Source organism: Streptomyces sp. NPDC101393, assembly GCF_044767385.1.
In the GTDB taxonomy this organism is placed as follows: domain Bacteria; phylum Actinomycetota; class Actinomycetes; order Streptomycetales; family Streptomycetaceae; genus Streptomyces.
The window spans coordinates 428,746-443,586 of sequence record NZ_JBIWNU010000006.1 but is presented as its reverse complement, the minus strand read 5'-3'; the positions used below and the strand labels follow the sequence as shown (position 1 = coordinate 443,586).

Sequence of the window (14,841 nt, the reverse complement as noted above, 5' to 3'; positions counted from 1 at the left end):
ATCCCGGCCATATCTTTCACCCGGCAGGCATTGCACACACCCGGCGCGCTCCCCGCACGCACACATAACGCCGCACACAAAACGCCGCACGCACGAAGACGCACGCATAACGCCGCACGCATAACGCCGCACACATAACGCCGCACGCATGACGCCGGCCGCCGCGCCCCGTGGGGGCGAGCGCGACGGCCGGCGTGTGGTGCTGAGGGGTGAGCTGGTTACTCGACGACCTTCAGCAGCTTGTTGGGCGTACCCTCGCTCGGGTTCGTGATCTTGTCGGCCGTGGCGCCGTCCGTCAGAGCCTTGGAGACCGCGTCGGGCTTGGCGTCCTTGTGACCGCTCAGGTAGACCGCGGCGGCACCCACGACATGCGGGGTCGCCATGGACGTACCGGAGATGGTGTTCGTCGCGTCGTCGCTCTCGTTCCAGTCCGAGGTGATGTCGGAACCGGGGGCGTAGAGGTCGACGACCTTGCCGAAGTTGGAGAAGTCGGACTGCTCGTCCTTGTCGGTGCTGGAGGCGACGGTGATGGCCTCCTTCACCCGGGACGGGGAGCCCTGACCGGCGTCGGAGGACTCGTTGCCGGCCGCGACGGCGAAGGTGACACCGGCGTCGATGGCCTTCTTGACGGCCGCGTCGAGCGCCTCGTCCGCGCCGCCGCCGAGCGACATGTTGGCGACCGACGGGCCCTTGTGGTTCTTCGTCACCCAGTCGATCCCGGCGACGACCTGCTCGGTGGTGCCCGAGCCCTGGTCGTCCAGCACCCGGACGGCCACGATCTTGGCCTTCTTGGCGACGCCGTGCGCCTTGCCGGCGATGGTGCCGGCGACGTGCGTGCCGTGGCCGTTGCCGTCGTTGGCGTCGTCGTCACCGTCCACCGCGTCGAACCCGGAGGAGGCGCGCCCCTCGAAGTCCTTGTGGGTGGTGCGCACGCCGGTGTCGATGACATACGCGGTGACGCCTTCACCGGCGCTGTCGGGGTACTTGTACTTCTTGTCGCCCGCGGTGTCCGCCTGGTCGATGCGGTCCAGGCCCCACGACGGCGGGTTGTCCTGGGTGGCGTCGATGTGGAACTTCTTGTTCTGAACGACCTTGTCGACGGCCGGGTCAGCGGCGAGTTGCTTGGCCTCGTCCTCGCTCAGACCGGTCGCCGAGAACCCGTCGAGGGCGGAGGAGTAGTTCCGCTTGACCTTGCCGCCGTACTTGGAGGCGAGGTCGCCGCTCGCGGTGGTGCGTACCGACTTGTTGAGCATGACGATGTAGCTGCCATTCACGGCACCCTTGGCCTCGGCGCCGTAGATCTTGCCTTCGGCAGCGGGGGAAGCTCCGGCGGTGACCGCTGTGACGGCGGCGATACCAGTGGCGGCAACCGCGGCGGTTATTGCCGTGATGAGCCGCTTCTTGCTGGAACGCTTGTGAGCCATTGCGAGGATTCTCCTCGTTCGTGGTGTGGGGGGAAAGCGTTGCGCAATGGCCCGCCGAGACCGGAAGATCTCCGGCGGGCTGGCTCGAAACCCTGTCGGATTGACGGGTCCAATTCAAGGCCAGCCAGGCCGTGTGAGATAAGCAACAGCGTTACTTAATTGCAAATGACTTCAGAACTGGTCAAAAAGAACCGCCAAGTTGAACCAATGGGACTCAACTCCGTTTACATTTATGCAACAGAGGGTGATTCCCCCAGTACGGCCCGAGCGGCCGACCGATCGGTATGGCAAGCTCGCGGCGCGCAAGATGTGTTCCCGAATACCCGTCGGGCCGTCATGTCCCGTGTGCGGACGAGCGGTTCGGGCCGGTGACGAACTTCCCGTCCGTCACCCCGCCGTCCCCGCCATCCCCGCCATCCCCGCCATCCCCGCCGCAGCGTCCTCGCGGCCTTCCGCGCCGACGGTCACCCCTCAGCGCTGATAGCGCGCCAGCACCAGATTGCCGTCCGTGACCAGACGATCCCGCAGGCCGTCCAGATCGATCGCACCGCTGTAGTAGTCCTGCAGACCCGGTGCCGCGATTTTGTCCTTCCATTCCGGGTAACCGCGGACCGATTGCGCCGGCGCGGAGCGCAGCGAGCCCGCCAGCGCGGTACCCGTCGCCCAGTCGTACGTGTCCGCCCGTAGCGCCGCGTCCTTCAGCGCCTCCTGACCGGTCGGCAGCAGCCAGTCCCCCAGGGCGAGGCGGACCATGCCGGGCGGCCGGAGGAAGAAGTCGATGAACGCCATCGCCTCCTCCTTGTACGGGCAGTCCGCGGCGATGGACAGCGTCTGCGGGCTCACGCCCTGGTCGCGGACATCACCCCTGGGCGCGGGCAGCACCGTCCAGTCGAAGCCTTCGGGCGCCTGCTGGGCGACCTGCTGCCGGTAGGAGAAGCCAAGCGGAACCATCGCGTAGCGTCCGGCGAAGAAGCCGGGCAGCGTGTCCGAACCGCCCATGCCGAGCGTCGTGCGGGCCGCGCTGCGGTCGACGTTGACCTGCTCGTGGATGGTGCGCGGCACCACCTGGTCGGCGGCGTCGAAACGGACCTCCACTTTGCCGTCCGCGCCGCGGTGGAAGACCTTGCCGCCGGTGGACAGGGAGAGGTTGAGGGTGGCGGAGACCGGCTCCTTGAGCGGCCAGGCCACGCCGTAATTGCCGCCGCGCGTCAGCCGCTTCGCCGCCTCCGCGAACTCCTCCCAGGTCCAGGGGCTTTCGGGCGTCGGGATGCGGACGCCGGACCGCCGCAGCTTCGTGCGGTTCGCGATCAGCACCCGTGGCTCCTGGAGGAACGGGATGCCGTGGATCCGGCCGTTGAACGTCCCGGTGTCCCAGCTCCGCTGCGGGATGTCGCGGCGCAGGCGCCGCGGCAGCAGGGAGGTGAGATCGGCGAGGTCGCCGCCGTAGGCGAAGTCGGCGAGGTCGTCGGAGGCGTCATGGATGATGTCCGGCGCCTCGCCGCCCTCGAAAGAGGTGAGCAACTGGTCGTGGACGGTGGGCCAGGCACCCTGGACGTACTGCACCTGGATGTCGGGGTGCCGCTTGTTCCATGCGGCGACCAGCTGCTTGTTGGCCTTGATGGAGTCCTGCTGCCAGGCCAGCGACTGGAAACGCAGCGTGGTGGGGCCGCCGGTCCGCCGCCGGGAGCCGTCCGAGCAGCCGGGCAGCAGGGCGGCGGCGGGCAGCACCGCGGCGGCGGCGAGCAGACCGCGGCGGTCGAAGCGGGCGGGGCGGCGCGCGCCGGGATCGGGCCGCATCAGCTCTTCACCGCCCCGGCGAGCATGCCGCCCGTGATCCGCCGTTGGATGACGGCGAACAGGAGAAGGCTCGGGAGGGTGGCCAGCAGCGCGGCGGCGGCGAGCGGGCCGAGGTCGGCGACGCCCTCCGCCCCGAGGAAGTGGGTCAGCACGACCGGCAGCGTCTGTTTCTCGGGTGATTTGAGCAGGACCAGGGCGAAGAAGAACTCGTTCCAGGCGGTGATGAAGGCGAACAGCGCCGTCGCGATGATGCCCGGCGCGAGCAGCGGTGCGGTGACCGAGACGAGCGTGCGGAGCCGTCCCGCGCCGTCCACGGCCGCGGCCTCCTCCAACTCGGGCGGCACGGCCCGCACATAGCCGGTCAGCATCCACAGGGCGAAGGGCAGTGACCACACCACATAGACCATGATCAAACCGATTCGGGAGTCCACCAGGTGGAGGTTCTTGAGGATCAGGAAGAGCGGAATGATCACCAGCACCAGCGGGAACGCCTGGCTGATCACGACCCAGCCGGTGGCCGCCCGCGAGAAACGGTTGCGGTAGCGGGCCAGGACGTACGCCATCGGGGTCGCCAGCACGATCGCGATCACCGCCGAAACCGCTGCGGCGAGCAGGCTGTTGCCGGCGGCCTCCAGCAGCGGCTGCTGCGCGAAGGCCTGCCGGAAGTTCTCCAGGGTGGGCGCCTCGGGGATCCAGGTGGGATGGATGCTGCCGAGTTCACGCGGCGGCTTGAACGCCGTGGAGATCAGCCACAGGAACGGGAACGCGAGGAAGACGAGGTAGCAGGCCAGCGCGCCGTACTGGCCGGTGCGGGCAGCTGTGCGCTTGACGCCGGGGCGGCGACGGCTCGGGCTCATGACTCGTCGCCCCCCTTCAGCCGGCCGGCCAGATAGACGGCCAGCAGGATCGAGATCACCGCGACCATCGCCAGGCCCATCGCGGCGGCGTAACCGAACTGCCCGTAACGGAAGGCCTCTTCGTACGCGAAGAGCATCGGCAACCGGGTCCGGCCGCCGGGGCCGCCGTCGGTCAGCACGAAGACCAGGGCGAAGGAGTTGAAGTTCCAGATGAAGTTGAGCGCGCTGATGGCGAGCGCGATGGGCCGCAGGGCCGGCCAGGTGACCGTACGGAAACGGCGCCAGGCGCCCGCGCCGTCCATCGCGGCGGCCTCGTGCAGCTCACGTGGCACGTTCTGCAGTCCGGCCAGCAGCGAAACGGTGGTCTGCGGCATCCCGGCCCAGACGCCGACGAGGATGACGGCGGGCAGCGCGGTGGCCAGCCCGCTGAGCCAGTCACGGCCCTCGCTTCCGGCCAGGCCGAGGTTGCGCAGCGTCTCGTTGAGGACGCCGGCGTCCGGGTGGTAGACCAGCCGCCACATGATGCCGACGACGACCTCCGGCATCGCCCACGGGATGATCGCCAGCGCACGGGCCAGCCAGCGCATCCGCAGATTCAGATTGAGCAGCAGCGCGAGGCCGAGGGCGAGGAAGAACTGCGGGACGGTGACGCCGACGGCCCACACCAGGCCGATCCGGAAGGAGTCCCAGAACAGCGTGTCGTGGAGGAGGTCGGAGAAGTTCAACAGCCCCACGAATTGCGTGGGTTGGGTCCGCCCGGACTGCGCGTCGGTGAACGCCAGGCCGATGCCGTACAGCAGCGGGCCGACGCTCAGCACCAGGATGGGGATCAGCGCGGGCAGTACGAGGAACCACGCGCCCCGGTCGCGGCGGGGTGGGGCGGCGCGGCCGGAGCCCGCTGCGGCGGACCGCTGTGGTGCGGTCGCGAGGGTCACGGCGAAGGCTCCTTCGGGGCAGGGGACAGGGGGGCGGGAAGCAGGGCAGGGGCCAGGGGCGGTGGCCGGTGGCCGGTCGTTCGAGGGGGCCGCTTCGGCCTTGCGCGCCTCAGATGCCGCCGTGGTCGGCGTGAGGGGTGTGGCTGCCGTGGCGGCGGTGCGCCGCTCGCGGATCTCGTCCCGGCCGCGGATCCCGCCTCGCCCTGCGTGTGTCCCGTCGGCGCTGCGTCATATGTGCCTCCCCTTCCCCGTGTTCCCCCGTGCCCGCGCCTGCGCGCGGTGCGCCGTACTGCTGGTACGGCCGATCCGTTCCGTCGGCGGCGTGTCCCTCGGGAGGTGCTTCGGGGCAGGCAGCCGCCGTCATCGTCGTGAGGGCCGACGCGACAGTCAAGCTTCCGGTCCGATTCCATGGGGGATCTCCCCACCTGGGAGGGCTTCCTGGGAGGCCTCGGGGACCTGCGACACTGGTCGCGATCTCGCACCGCAGGAGGCAGCACGATGACCGAACAGAGCCCCGGCGCCTTCACGGAGGCGCGCGCCCGGGATGTCCTGGCGGCGGCCGGACGGCCCGAAGCGGCGGCGGACGCCAGGCTGCTGTCGCTCGGCGAGAACGCCGTCTTCGCCCTCGGCGACCGGGGGCCCGTCGTACGGGTGGGCCGCAGCGCCGAACTCCTGGAGCGCGCGGAGCGGGAGCTGGGCGTGGCCAACTGGCTGGAGTCCGAGGGTGTGCCGGCCGTACGCGCCGCCGAGCCCGTCGCCACGCTCGTCGACGGGCATCCCGTGACGTACTGGCAGCGGCTCCCGGAGGCCGTGCGTCCTGCCGTTCCGGGCGACCTCGCCACGCTGCTGAAGGTCGTACACGCCCTGCCGGAGCCGCTGTTCACGCTCCCCCGGCGAGAACTCCTCGGCGGGGTCGAACGCTGGCTGCGGCTGGCGGGCGACGCCGTCTCGGCGCAGGACGCGGAGTATCTGCGCGGGCGGCGGGACGCCTTCGCCACCGCCGCCACGGCCTTGGAGCCGCATCTGCCCCGCGGCCCCATCCACGGCGACGCGCTGCCCCGGAACATCCACGTCGGGCCCGACGGACCGGTGCTCGTCGACCTGGAGACCTTCTCCTGCGATCTGCGCGAACACGACCTCGTCGTGATGGCCCTGAGCCGCGACCGCTACGGCCTGGCCGCCGACGCCTATGACACCTTCGTGTCCGTCTACGGCTGGGACGTACGGGACTGGGAGGGCTGCGCGGTGCTGCGCGGCTCCCGGGAGACGGCCAGCTGCGCCTGGGTCTCCCAGCACGCGCCCGGAAACCCGGCGGCGCTCAAGGAATTCCGGCGCCGGATCGCCTCACTGCGCGACAAGGACGCGACGGTGCGGTGGTACCCCTTCTGAGCCCGGCCCTGCCCGATCCGGGCCGGGTCCCGTCCGGCCCGGATCGCCCGGACCGGGTGACGGTGCTCAACTGCCCGCCGGGGCCGCCCGGTCGGGCTGGTACGGGATGAGCGGCCAGGCTCGTTCGACCGTCGCCTGCGGAGTCCCCGAGCGGCGCAGATACGCCTGGAACGCGGCGGCCTGCTCGGCGGCCGCCTCCTCCTGGAGTGCGTGCAGCGCGCGGGGCGAGGGGATGGCGACGGCGGGATACTCCTGCCCGATGCGCCGGGCGACCCCGGCCGCCGCCGCTGCGTCCGCACCGGCCTCGTGGGCGGTGTCCAGCCGGACGCCGTAGTGCCCGCAGAGGGCCTGCAGGGCGCGCTTGCCCTTGCGGTAGCGATCCACGTGCTTGTCCAGGACCAGCGGGTCGATCACCGGTGCGGGCGCGTGTCCGAGCCGCTCGGAGAGGGTCGCCAAGCCGTGCCGCCGGCACTCGCGGTCGAGCAGCGAGAGGTCATAGCGCGCGTTCATCACCACCAGCGGGATGTCCGCGCGCAGGGCTTCGGCCAGCGCTTCGGTGATCTCCTCTATCGCGGTCACCGGCGCACGGCCGTGCTCGCGGACATACGAGGTCGAGAAGCCGTGAATGGCCGCCGCTTCCTCGGGAATCGGCACGCCGGGGTCGACCAGCCACGACTGCTGCGCGGCCGCCCGGCCGTCCCCCTCCAGCCGGATCAGCGCGGCGGTGACGATGCGGTCCTGCTCCACATCGGTGCCCGTGGTCTCCAGGTCGAAGCTGACCAACAGCTCCTGATGCCAGCTCATGGCGGCCTCCTTCAGTGGTACTCCCCCGTTGCTCGCCCACTCTCGCACGCACCACTGACAATCCACCGGCCACCCGTCCCGCCGAGGAACCGACCGCGAACCGACCGCGAACCGACTGCGAACCGACCGAGGGTGCTCCGAGGACCGGCCGAGAGACCGTCCGGGGGTCTGACCAGGAGTCTGACCCAGCGCCAGGAGCCCGCAGGACGGACCGGACACCGGGGCGTATGCGCCCGGCCACCACCCCGGAGCGACACGCAGCCATGTCCGTCTCCTCCCGATATGCGACCTGCGGGCGATAATGAGTCCCCCCAATTCCGCCCGGTTGGATGACATGAGCGCTGGACGCCAGGATCCGTCGAACCGCCGACGCAGCAGAAGGCCGGCCACCGGCCGCAACGTCACCAACGACCGGCTGCTCCGCATCCTGCTGCGCCGCCGCAAACAGCCGCTGAGCACCGACGATGTGACCATCACCGACAAGCCCGAGGTACGCCGGGCGGTGTCGGCGGCCGCACTGGGCAACACGATGGAGTGGTTCGACTTCGGCGTGTACGCCTATTTGGCGGGCACCTTGGGCAGGGTCTTCTTTCCGTCGAGTTCCCCGGGCGCCCAGGTCGTCTCGACCTTCGCCACCTTCGCCGCGGCGTTTCTCGTCCGGCCGCTGGGCGGGCTGGTGTTCGGGCCGCTCGGTGACCGCATCGGCCGTAAGCGGGTGCTCGCCGCCACCATGATCATGATGGCGATCAGCACCTTCGCCGTCGGCTTCCTGCCCACCTACGCCGCCGTCGGATTCGCCGCACCGATCCTGCTGCTCGTGTGCCGCCTCGTCCAGGGCTTCTCCACCGGCGGCGAATACGCCGGGGCCACCACCTATATCGCCGAGTACGCGCCGGACAAACGGCGCGGGTTCCTCGGCAGCTGGCTCGACTTCGGCACCTTCGTCGGCTACTCCCTCGGCTCCGGTCTCGTGACCGTCCTCACCGCCGTGCTGGGCGACGACGGGATGGTGGACTGGGGCTGGCGGCTGCCCTTCCTGGTCGCCGGGCCGCTGGGGCTGATCGGCCTCTACATGCGGCTGCGCCTGGAGGAGACCCCCGCCTTCCAGCGCGAGGCCGAGCTGGCCCACGAGGCCGCCGAGAAGAGCCGCGCCGAGGGCGGCGACGACCCCGTCGAGGACGCCCGCCAGTCCGGCCACGGGCGGCTGAAGGAGATCTTCACCCAGCACTGGGAAGCGGTGCTGATCTGCATGGGGCTGGTGCTGCTCTACAACGTCACCAACTACATGGTGACGTCGTACCTCCCGACCTTCATGACCGAGACCCTCGGCGAGGACGACCTCACCGCCCAGTTGCTGGTGCTCGGCACCATGATCGTCGTGGTGCTCACCATCACCACCGTCGGCCGCACCTCCGACCGATGGGGCCGCCGGCCCGTCTTCATGGCGGGCAGCCTCGCGATGATCGTGCTCGCCATTCCGGCGGTGCTCCTGATCCGCGAGGGTGGCATCCTGTTGCCGGCCTTCGGCTGCCTCATCCTCGGGCTCCTGCTGGTCTGCTTCGCCGGCACCTCGGCGTCCACCCTGCCCGCGCTCTTCCCCACACGGCTGCGGTACGGCGCCCTGTCGATCTCCTTCAACATCTCCGTGTCACTCTTCGGCGGCACCACCCCGCTGATCGCCGCCGCACTGGTGCAGGCGACCGGGAGCGAGATGATCCCGGCGTACTACCTGATGGTGGCCGGGGCCATCGGGTTCATCGCCACCTTCTTCCTGCACGAGACGGCGGGCAAACCGCTGCGCGGCTCGGGCCCGATGGTGGAGAACGAGGAGCAGGCACAGGCGCTGGTCGCCCAGAGCCGCACCGAAGCCGGGCGCCGCGCCAGGGACATCTGGATCCGCCTGCGCCACCCCTGGCGGCACTGACCGGCGGCGATACGGCCCGCGCCGGTGCGCCCGGCCTTCCCGCCACAGGCGGGCCCAGCCTGCCCCCTCTCCCCGTCGTGGCCGTCCGGTGCCGCGTAGGTTGGCGGCAAGGGTGATCCGTACGGGAGGGGCGTACATGCGTGCCATGCGGTTCGAACGGTTCGGCGGTCCTGAGGTTCTTGAGGAGGCCGAGGTGCCGGACCCGGTGGCGGGGCCGGGCGAGACCCTGGTCGCGGTGGAGGCCGCCGGAGTCAACTTCGGCGACATCAAGCAGATCGCGGGCGAACACACCGAGGGGCCGTATGCGCCCCGCGGGCCGCTGCCGCACATCCCCGGCATGGAGGTCGTCGGCCGGACCTCGGACGGCCGGAGGGTCCTCGGCTACGTCCGGCAGGGCGGGTACGCCGCGCGGACCGTCGTCGCCGACCGCGATCTGGTCGTGCTGCCGCGGGAGGTGAGCGCGGGTGCGGCGCTGGCACTGCTCGTGCAGGGCCTGACGGCATGGCATCTGCTGCGGTCGGTCGCCCGCGTACGGCCCGGGGAGAGCGTCGTCGTCCACGCCGCCGCGGGCGGGACAGGCAGCCTCGCGGTGCAGCTGGCCCGCGAGTTCGGGGCAGGCCGTGTCATCGCCACGGCGTCATCCGAGGAGAAGCGCGCCTTCGCCCTGGAACTCGGTGCCGACGCGGCCATCGGCGGGGAGGCGAGCGGCTACCGCGAACGGGTCCTCGACGCCAATCAGGGACAGCCCGTCGACATCATCCTGGATGCCGTCGGAGGGCCGGTCCTCGACTCCGCTCTGGACGCACTCGGCTTTCTCGGGCGGCTGGTGACGTACGGCGCCTCGTCCCGGCAGACCGCGACCGCGCTCTCGCCGAGCCGCCTCGCGGTGGAGAGCATCAGCGTCGGCGGATTCTGGATCGTTCCGCTCATCGCCCGTGACGGGGCGGGCGGTAAGGAGCTGGAAGAACTGCTCGACCTCACGGCGCGGGGCCGCCTGCGGCCGCTGGTCGGTGCCGCGTACGACCTCGGACGCGCACGCGCTGCGCACGAGGATCTGCTGGGCCGCCGGACCACGGGGAAGCTGGTCCTCCGCCCCTGAAGTCCGGACGGCCCCGCGCGCGGAGCCGTCCGGCGCCACGGCGGGCCGCCGCTGCCTGCGAGGCCGCCCCTCGGCCCGCGTCACCGGCGGCCCCCCAGGCGTCAGGCCAGGTTCTCGCCATCCGATGCCGGAGGGACGTCACCAAACCTCGGCGCTCCGGGCTCGGGCGTGATCCTGGTCGCGCGGGCCGTGTAGCTGATGGCGTGGTACCAGCCGCACAACATCAGCAGGTCGAGGAGCTGTTCGGGGGTGAACTCCGCGCTGAGACGGCTCCACAGGCTGTCGTCGATGTCGTGGTGGGTGTGGAGCGCGTCCGCCGCGTCGAGGAGCAGGCGGTCACGTTCGTCGCTCCAGCAGGTGTCCGCGCTGGTGCCGTGGGTCAGGGAGGCGATCTGCGCGCCGGTGAGTCCGGCGCGCGGCGCGAACCGGGCGATGTGGACGCCCCATTCGTACTCGCAGCCGCACAGGGCGCAGGTGCGGTCGATGAGGAGTTCCCGGTCCCGCAGGCCGAGGGTGAGTCGGCGGCTGAGCTGATAGGAGCCCCAGCCGTGCAGTGCCTCGGCGAGTTGCCGGTGCTGCGCGTACAGGCGGAACAGGCCGATCGGCTCCTCGCCGGGCGGCATCATCCGGTGCAGCAGTGCTGCGGTCCGGGGTGGGTAGGGGGCCTCCAGTGGCGGTATGCGTGCGGACACGAACCCTCCCTGTGCTTCGATTTTCGAATCGCTGACGTGGAGCGTAATGTTTCTGAAAAAGAAGCACCAGCCGTATGGAGAGGAATTACTGAGCGATGCCCTCAGCACCCGGCCCGGGTCGCCCGGTCCGCGGCTCGACGACCGGACGCCCCCTCATGGCCGCGCTCGACCTCTTCGGCCGGCGCTGGGCCTTGCGGATCCTGTGGGAACTGCGCGATCAGCCCCTGGGATTCCGGACGTTGCAGCAGCGATGCGACGGCATGTCCTCAAGCGTGCTGCGCCAGCGGTTGCTCGAACTGCTCGAAACGCGCCTGGTGGAGCGCGGCACCGAGGAGAGCTACTGCCTGACGACGCTCGGGAAGGAGGCGTGCGACAAGCTGGCCGGCCTGCACGGGTGGGCGGAACGCTGGGCCGCCGACCTCGCGGCGCCCGGCCCCGAGGAGCAGGCCCCGTAGACCGGCGCCTGTACCCGCATGCATCCCGCCCCGCAGGCATCCCGTCCCGCACGCATCCCGCGGATGACGGGTCCGCGCGGTCTCAGCGCCGGCTTCGGCCGCCCGTCATCGACAGGAGCAGTCCATGGGTTTCGGCGTCGGCGGCCACGACGAGTCCGCGGTGCGCCTGCCCGGCGGGGTTCGCCTGCCCGTCCGGGTTCGCGGGCCCGATCGGGGTGCCGTCGATCCCGGTGACGAGGCAGCCGGCCGCCCGGCACAGCGCGATGCCGGCGGCGAAGTGCACGCTCCCCAAGAGATCGCCGCCATCGGTCACGTACGCGGCGCGCCTGCCCGCGGCGACCCAGGCCAACGCCAGCGTCGTGGACACCACTCGCGGCCGGAACCGCTCGACGAAGCCGGGGTGGGCCAGCAGGTCCACGGCCCGGAATGCGGGGGCGCTCGGGAAGGGCGGGTCGAGGTTGACATCCACCAGGTGGGTGGCGGATGTGGGGGCAAGCCGCGTATCGGCCCCGTCGTGCCGCACCCAGGCGCTCTCACCGTCGGTGAAGAAGACTTCGCCGCTGAACGGGTCGGCCACGGCCGCCGCCCCGTCGCGCAGCGCCACATTGACGGCCACCAGCATGTTCCCGACGGCGTAGTTCAGCGTGCCGCACAGGGGATCCACCCACCACTGGCGGACCGCATCGGAGGCACCCTGCTGCCCGCCCTCCTCGCCGAGCACCGCGTCATCGGGCCGAGCGGCACGGATGACCCCGAGGATCGCCTTCTCGGCTGCCACATCGGCTGCGGTGGCGAAGTCCCCGGCGCCCTTGTCGATGCGGCCGAGCCGCCGGCCGTACATGCTGCGCACCACGTCCGCACCGGCGCGTGCGGCGGCAATGGCCACCCCTGTGTCGTCAGGGTTCCCGGATGAGTCGATCACGGGTGCAGGGTATCGGTGGGGGCGAATTCCCGCCGTGCGGCGGGATGTTGGAGTCCCTCCACGGCCTCTTCGGCTCGCGAGCGGCGGCGGACGGACGCTCCGCGGATCCGCAGCTCAAGGAGGTCCGCCGGCCGGTCGTGGCGCCACAGCATGTCCGGCTCGCGGGTCACCCGCGCGCCGGTCGACCACCGTTCTTCGGGACCGCTCGTCCTCCAGGGATGGCGGGACAGCCCTTAGGGTGACCGCCATGGACCTTCGGCTGGCAGGACACGGCGCGCTGGTGACGGGCAGCAGTTCGGGGATCGGCGCGACCATCGCCGAGATGCTGGCGGATGAGGGGTGCGACGTTCTGGTGCACGGCCGGAATGCCGCCGCGGCGGCCGCCGTCGCCGAGCGGGTCACCGCGCGCGGGGTCCGGGCCGAAGTGGTGCTCGGCGATCTGACGGAGCCGGGCGTCGCCGAGCAGGTCGCGCTCACCGCCCGCGAGTTCGGGGCCCGCATCCTGGTCAACAACGCCGGTCCGTTCGCCGAACACGACTGGGACAGCGCCCGGCCGGCCGACTGGCGGGCCGCTTTCGAGGGCAACGTCCTGCCGACGGTCCGGGTCACCCAGACCCTGCTGCCCTCGCTGCGCGCCCACGGCTGGGGCCGGGTGATCACCATCGGCAGCCGGGCCGTACGGACCCCGCTCCCCCACATGGTGGCGTACTCGGCGGCCAAGGCGGCCGTGGTGAACATGACCACGAGCCTGGCCCGGCACCTCACCGGGACGGGGGTGACGGCGAACTGCGTGAGCCCGGGGGTGATCATCACTCCCTCGATGCAGCGGATGCTCGACGACCGCCGGTCAGCGGCGGACGACGAGGCCGCCGCAGCCGCCGCAGCCGACGCGGACGCCACCGACGACACCGCGGGCGCGTCGGCCGAGGCGGGGATCGTCGCGGAGTACGCGCCGAACCCGACCGGGCGGCTGGGGAGGCCCCAGGACATCGCGGCGGCGGTCGCCTATCTGGCCAGCCCGCTCGCCGACTACATCAACGGCATCGAGCTACGGGTCGACGGCGGTATCACCGGAACGTCGTAGCGCCACGCCCGCCGTTCCGCGGTTACCGGAACTCCCCGGCTGCGGAACTCGCCATCCCGGAAGCACCCGCCTACGAGACCGGCCGCGAATCCGCCCACTCGCTCTCGAACTCCTCGCGGTACGTCTCGAAGAGGCCGTGCTCGCCGTCCCGGCCGTCGCGGCCGCCCCCCTGCCGGACCACCTCGCGGCCACCGCCGCGGAGAACGAGGACCGGGGCCTCCATGCCGCGGCTCCTGCGGAGGTAGGTCTGCACGACCGCCAGGCCGTCGGGGCCGTCGCCGTCGACAAGGTAGGCGGTGAAGCGGGGCGTTTCGTCGAAGACCTGGATCTCGAAGGCGCCGGGGTCACGCAGCCGGGCCCGCACCCGCCGCATGTGCAGGATGTTCATCTCGATGGACCGGCTCATCTCGCCCTTCTTCAGCCCGATTTCCCGCTCGCGCCGGCGTACCGCGCTGCTGGCCGGGTTCAGGAAGAGCAGTCGGATGCGGCAGCCGGATTCGGCGAGCCGGACCAGCCGGCGGCCGGAGTAGTTCTGGACCAGGAGGTTCAGGCCTATACCCACGGCGTCGAGACGGCGGGCCCCGCCGAAGAGGTCCTCGGCGGGCAGCTGGCGCTGGAGGCGCACCCGGTCGGAGTGGACACCGACGACATCGGCGTAGCGGTCGCCGACGAGGTCCTCGACGGCGTCGATGGGGAGCCGCCCGGAGATACGGGTGCCGACTCCGGAGCCCAGGATGTCCAGCAGCCGGGCGGATGCCCGCTCCGCCTGTGCGAGCACGGTCTCGGACAGCGCGCGGTTGCGGGAGACGATGTTGCGGGCCACCTCCAGCTCGTCCAGGCCCAGCTCGACATCGCGGCGGTCGTCGAAGTACGGCTCGAAGCAGGGCCAGTGCTGGACCATCAGTTCGCGCAGCTGAGGAAGGGTCAGGAAGCTGACGATGTTGTCGTCGGCGGGGTCGAGGAGGTAGCCCTTGCGGCGGCTGACCTCGCGGACGGCGACCGCGCGCTGGACCCATTCCTGTCCGGCGGGACCGGCGGCCGCGATGACCCATTCGTCGCCGTGCACCGGCTCGTAGATGGGGCGCAGCACCGCTGCGACGACGGCCCGCAACCGCTGCTCGACGAGATTCAGCCAGATGTAGGCGCGGCCGGCCCGGCGGGCCCGGGTGCGCACCTCGCTCCACGCGTCGGCTCCCCAGTCGAGTTCCGCGCCGATCTCCAGGGGCCGTGCCAGGGACACCGCACCGGGCGGTGCGTCGACGGAGCCGCCCTCATGGCCCTCGTGACTCTCGTCACCAGGGGGCAACTCCAGCCCGCCGCTCACCTGCCACCGCCTCCCGAACCCCCGTGCCAACGATCAAGGCAGACTACTGCGGTGCGGGAGGCGGTGCAGCATGATGGTTCGAGTCGTCCACCAACTCCCCTTATTCACCGTGCCCGTTGTGCCCGGAAAGGGCGG

The 14,841-nt window shown here is 71.2% G+C and carries 13 protein-coding genes; 5 read left to right on the top strand and 8 right to left on the bottom strand.

Annotation, left to right across the window (positions count from 1 at the left end; all coding sequences use genetic code 11):
• Positions 1–218 precede the first annotated feature (218 nt).
• From ACIRQ7_RS21645 to ACIRQ7_RS21630, 4 genes are all read right to left on the bottom strand, one after another.
• Complete coding sequence (locus ACIRQ7_RS21645) at positions 219–1,424, bottom strand: S8 family serine peptidase (protein WP_401470723.1); 1,206 nt, start codon at positions 1,422–1,424, stop codon at positions 219–221.
• 471 nt (positions 1,425–1,895) lie between these two features.
• Positions 1,896–3,221: an ABC transporter substrate-binding protein gene (locus tag ACIRQ7_RS21640; RefSeq protein WP_404264440.1), complete on the bottom strand. Its 1,326-nt coding sequence runs from the start codon at positions 3,219–3,221 to the stop codon at positions 1,896–1,898.
• A complete protein-coding gene (locus ACIRQ7_RS21635; RefSeq protein WP_401470729.1) occupies positions 3,221–4,078 on the bottom strand; it encodes a carbohydrate ABC transporter permease in 858 nt (285 codons plus the stop codon). The genes ACIRQ7_RS21640 and ACIRQ7_RS21635 overlap by 1 nt, the downstream gene beginning before the upstream one ends.
• Positions 4,075–5,013, bottom strand: a complete 939-nt coding sequence (locus tag ACIRQ7_RS21630; RefSeq protein WP_404264438.1) for a carbohydrate ABC transporter permease — start codon at positions 5,011–5,013, stop codon at positions 4,075–4,077. The genes ACIRQ7_RS21635 and ACIRQ7_RS21630 overlap by 4 nt, the downstream gene beginning before the upstream one ends.
• A 498-nt stretch (positions 5,014–5,511) precedes the next feature.
• Here ACIRQ7_RS21630 and ACIRQ7_RS21625 point away from each other — a divergent pair, with 498 nt between their 5' ends.
• Positions 5,512–6,402 (top strand): aminoglycoside phosphotransferase family protein, encoded by an 891-nt coding sequence (locus ACIRQ7_RS21625; RefSeq protein ID WP_404264436.1) that lies wholly within the window; start codon positions 5,512–5,514, stop codon positions 6,400–6,402.
• 66 nt (positions 6,403–6,468) lie between these two features.
• On the opposite strand, the gene ACIRQ7_RS21620 is transcribed toward ACIRQ7_RS21625, so the two are convergent.
• A complete protein-coding gene (locus tag ACIRQ7_RS21620) occupies positions 6,469–7,206 on the bottom strand; it encodes an exonuclease domain-containing protein (protein WP_401470738.1) in 738 nt (245 codons plus the stop codon).
• Between the two features lie 415 nt (positions 7,207–7,621).
• Here ACIRQ7_RS21620 and proP point away from each other — a divergent pair, with 415 nt between their 5' ends.
• The gene (proP, locus tag ACIRQ7_RS21615; protein ID WP_404264585.1) at positions 7,622–9,130 is read left to right on the top strand and encodes a glycine betaine/L-proline transporter ProP; all 1,509 of its coding nucleotides are present in this window, start codon (positions 7,622–7,624) and stop codon (positions 9,128–9,130) included.
• Between the two features lie 136 nt (positions 9,131–9,266).
• Positions 9,267–10,229 (top strand): zinc-binding alcohol dehydrogenase family protein, encoded by a 963-nt coding sequence (locus ACIRQ7_RS21610; RefSeq protein WP_404264434.1) that lies wholly within the window; start codon positions 9,267–9,269, stop codon positions 10,227–10,229.
• Between the two features lie 101 nt (positions 10,230–10,330).
• Here the strand turns inward: ACIRQ7_RS21610 and ACIRQ7_RS21605 are convergent, their stop codons facing one another.
• The gene (locus ACIRQ7_RS21605) at positions 10,331–10,921 is read right to left on the bottom strand and encodes a carboxymuconolactone decarboxylase family protein (protein ID WP_404264432.1); all 591 of its coding nucleotides are present in this window, start codon (positions 10,919–10,921) and stop codon (positions 10,331–10,333) included.
• Positions 10,922–11,016: 95 nt separating this feature from the next.
• Between ACIRQ7_RS21605 and ACIRQ7_RS21600 the strand changes: the two genes are divergently transcribed.
• Positions 11,017–11,376, top strand: a complete 360-nt coding sequence (locus tag ACIRQ7_RS21600) for a winged helix-turn-helix transcriptional regulator (protein WP_404264430.1) — start codon at positions 11,017–11,019, stop codon at positions 11,374–11,376.
• An 82-nt stretch (positions 11,377–11,458) separates the two neighbouring features.
• Here ACIRQ7_RS21600 and ACIRQ7_RS21595 read toward each other — a convergent pair whose 3' ends face one another.
• On the bottom strand, positions 11,459–12,298 hold the full coding sequence (locus tag ACIRQ7_RS21595) for an inositol monophosphatase family protein (RefSeq protein ID WP_404264428.1): 840 nt from the start codon (positions 12,296–12,298) through the stop codon (positions 11,459–11,461).
• A gap of 247 nt (positions 12,299–12,545) precedes the next feature.
• Between ACIRQ7_RS21595 and ACIRQ7_RS21590 the strand changes: the two genes are divergently transcribed.
• Positions 12,546–13,382 carry an SDR family NAD(P)-dependent oxidoreductase gene (locus tag ACIRQ7_RS21590; RefSeq protein WP_404264426.1) on the top strand — a complete coding sequence of 279 codons (837 nt, stop codon included), beginning with the start codon at positions 12,546–12,548 and terminating at the stop codon, positions 13,380–13,382.
• Positions 13,383–13,452: 70 nt separating this feature from the next.
• Here the strand turns inward: ACIRQ7_RS21590 and ACIRQ7_RS21585 are convergent, their stop codons facing one another.
• Positions 13,453–14,706 carry an SAV2148 family HEPN domain-containing protein gene (locus ACIRQ7_RS21585; protein WP_401470751.1) on the bottom strand — a complete coding sequence of 418 codons (1,254 nt, stop codon included), beginning with the start codon at positions 14,704–14,706 and terminating at the stop codon, positions 13,453–13,455.
• Positions 14,707–14,841: the final 135 nt, after the last annotated feature.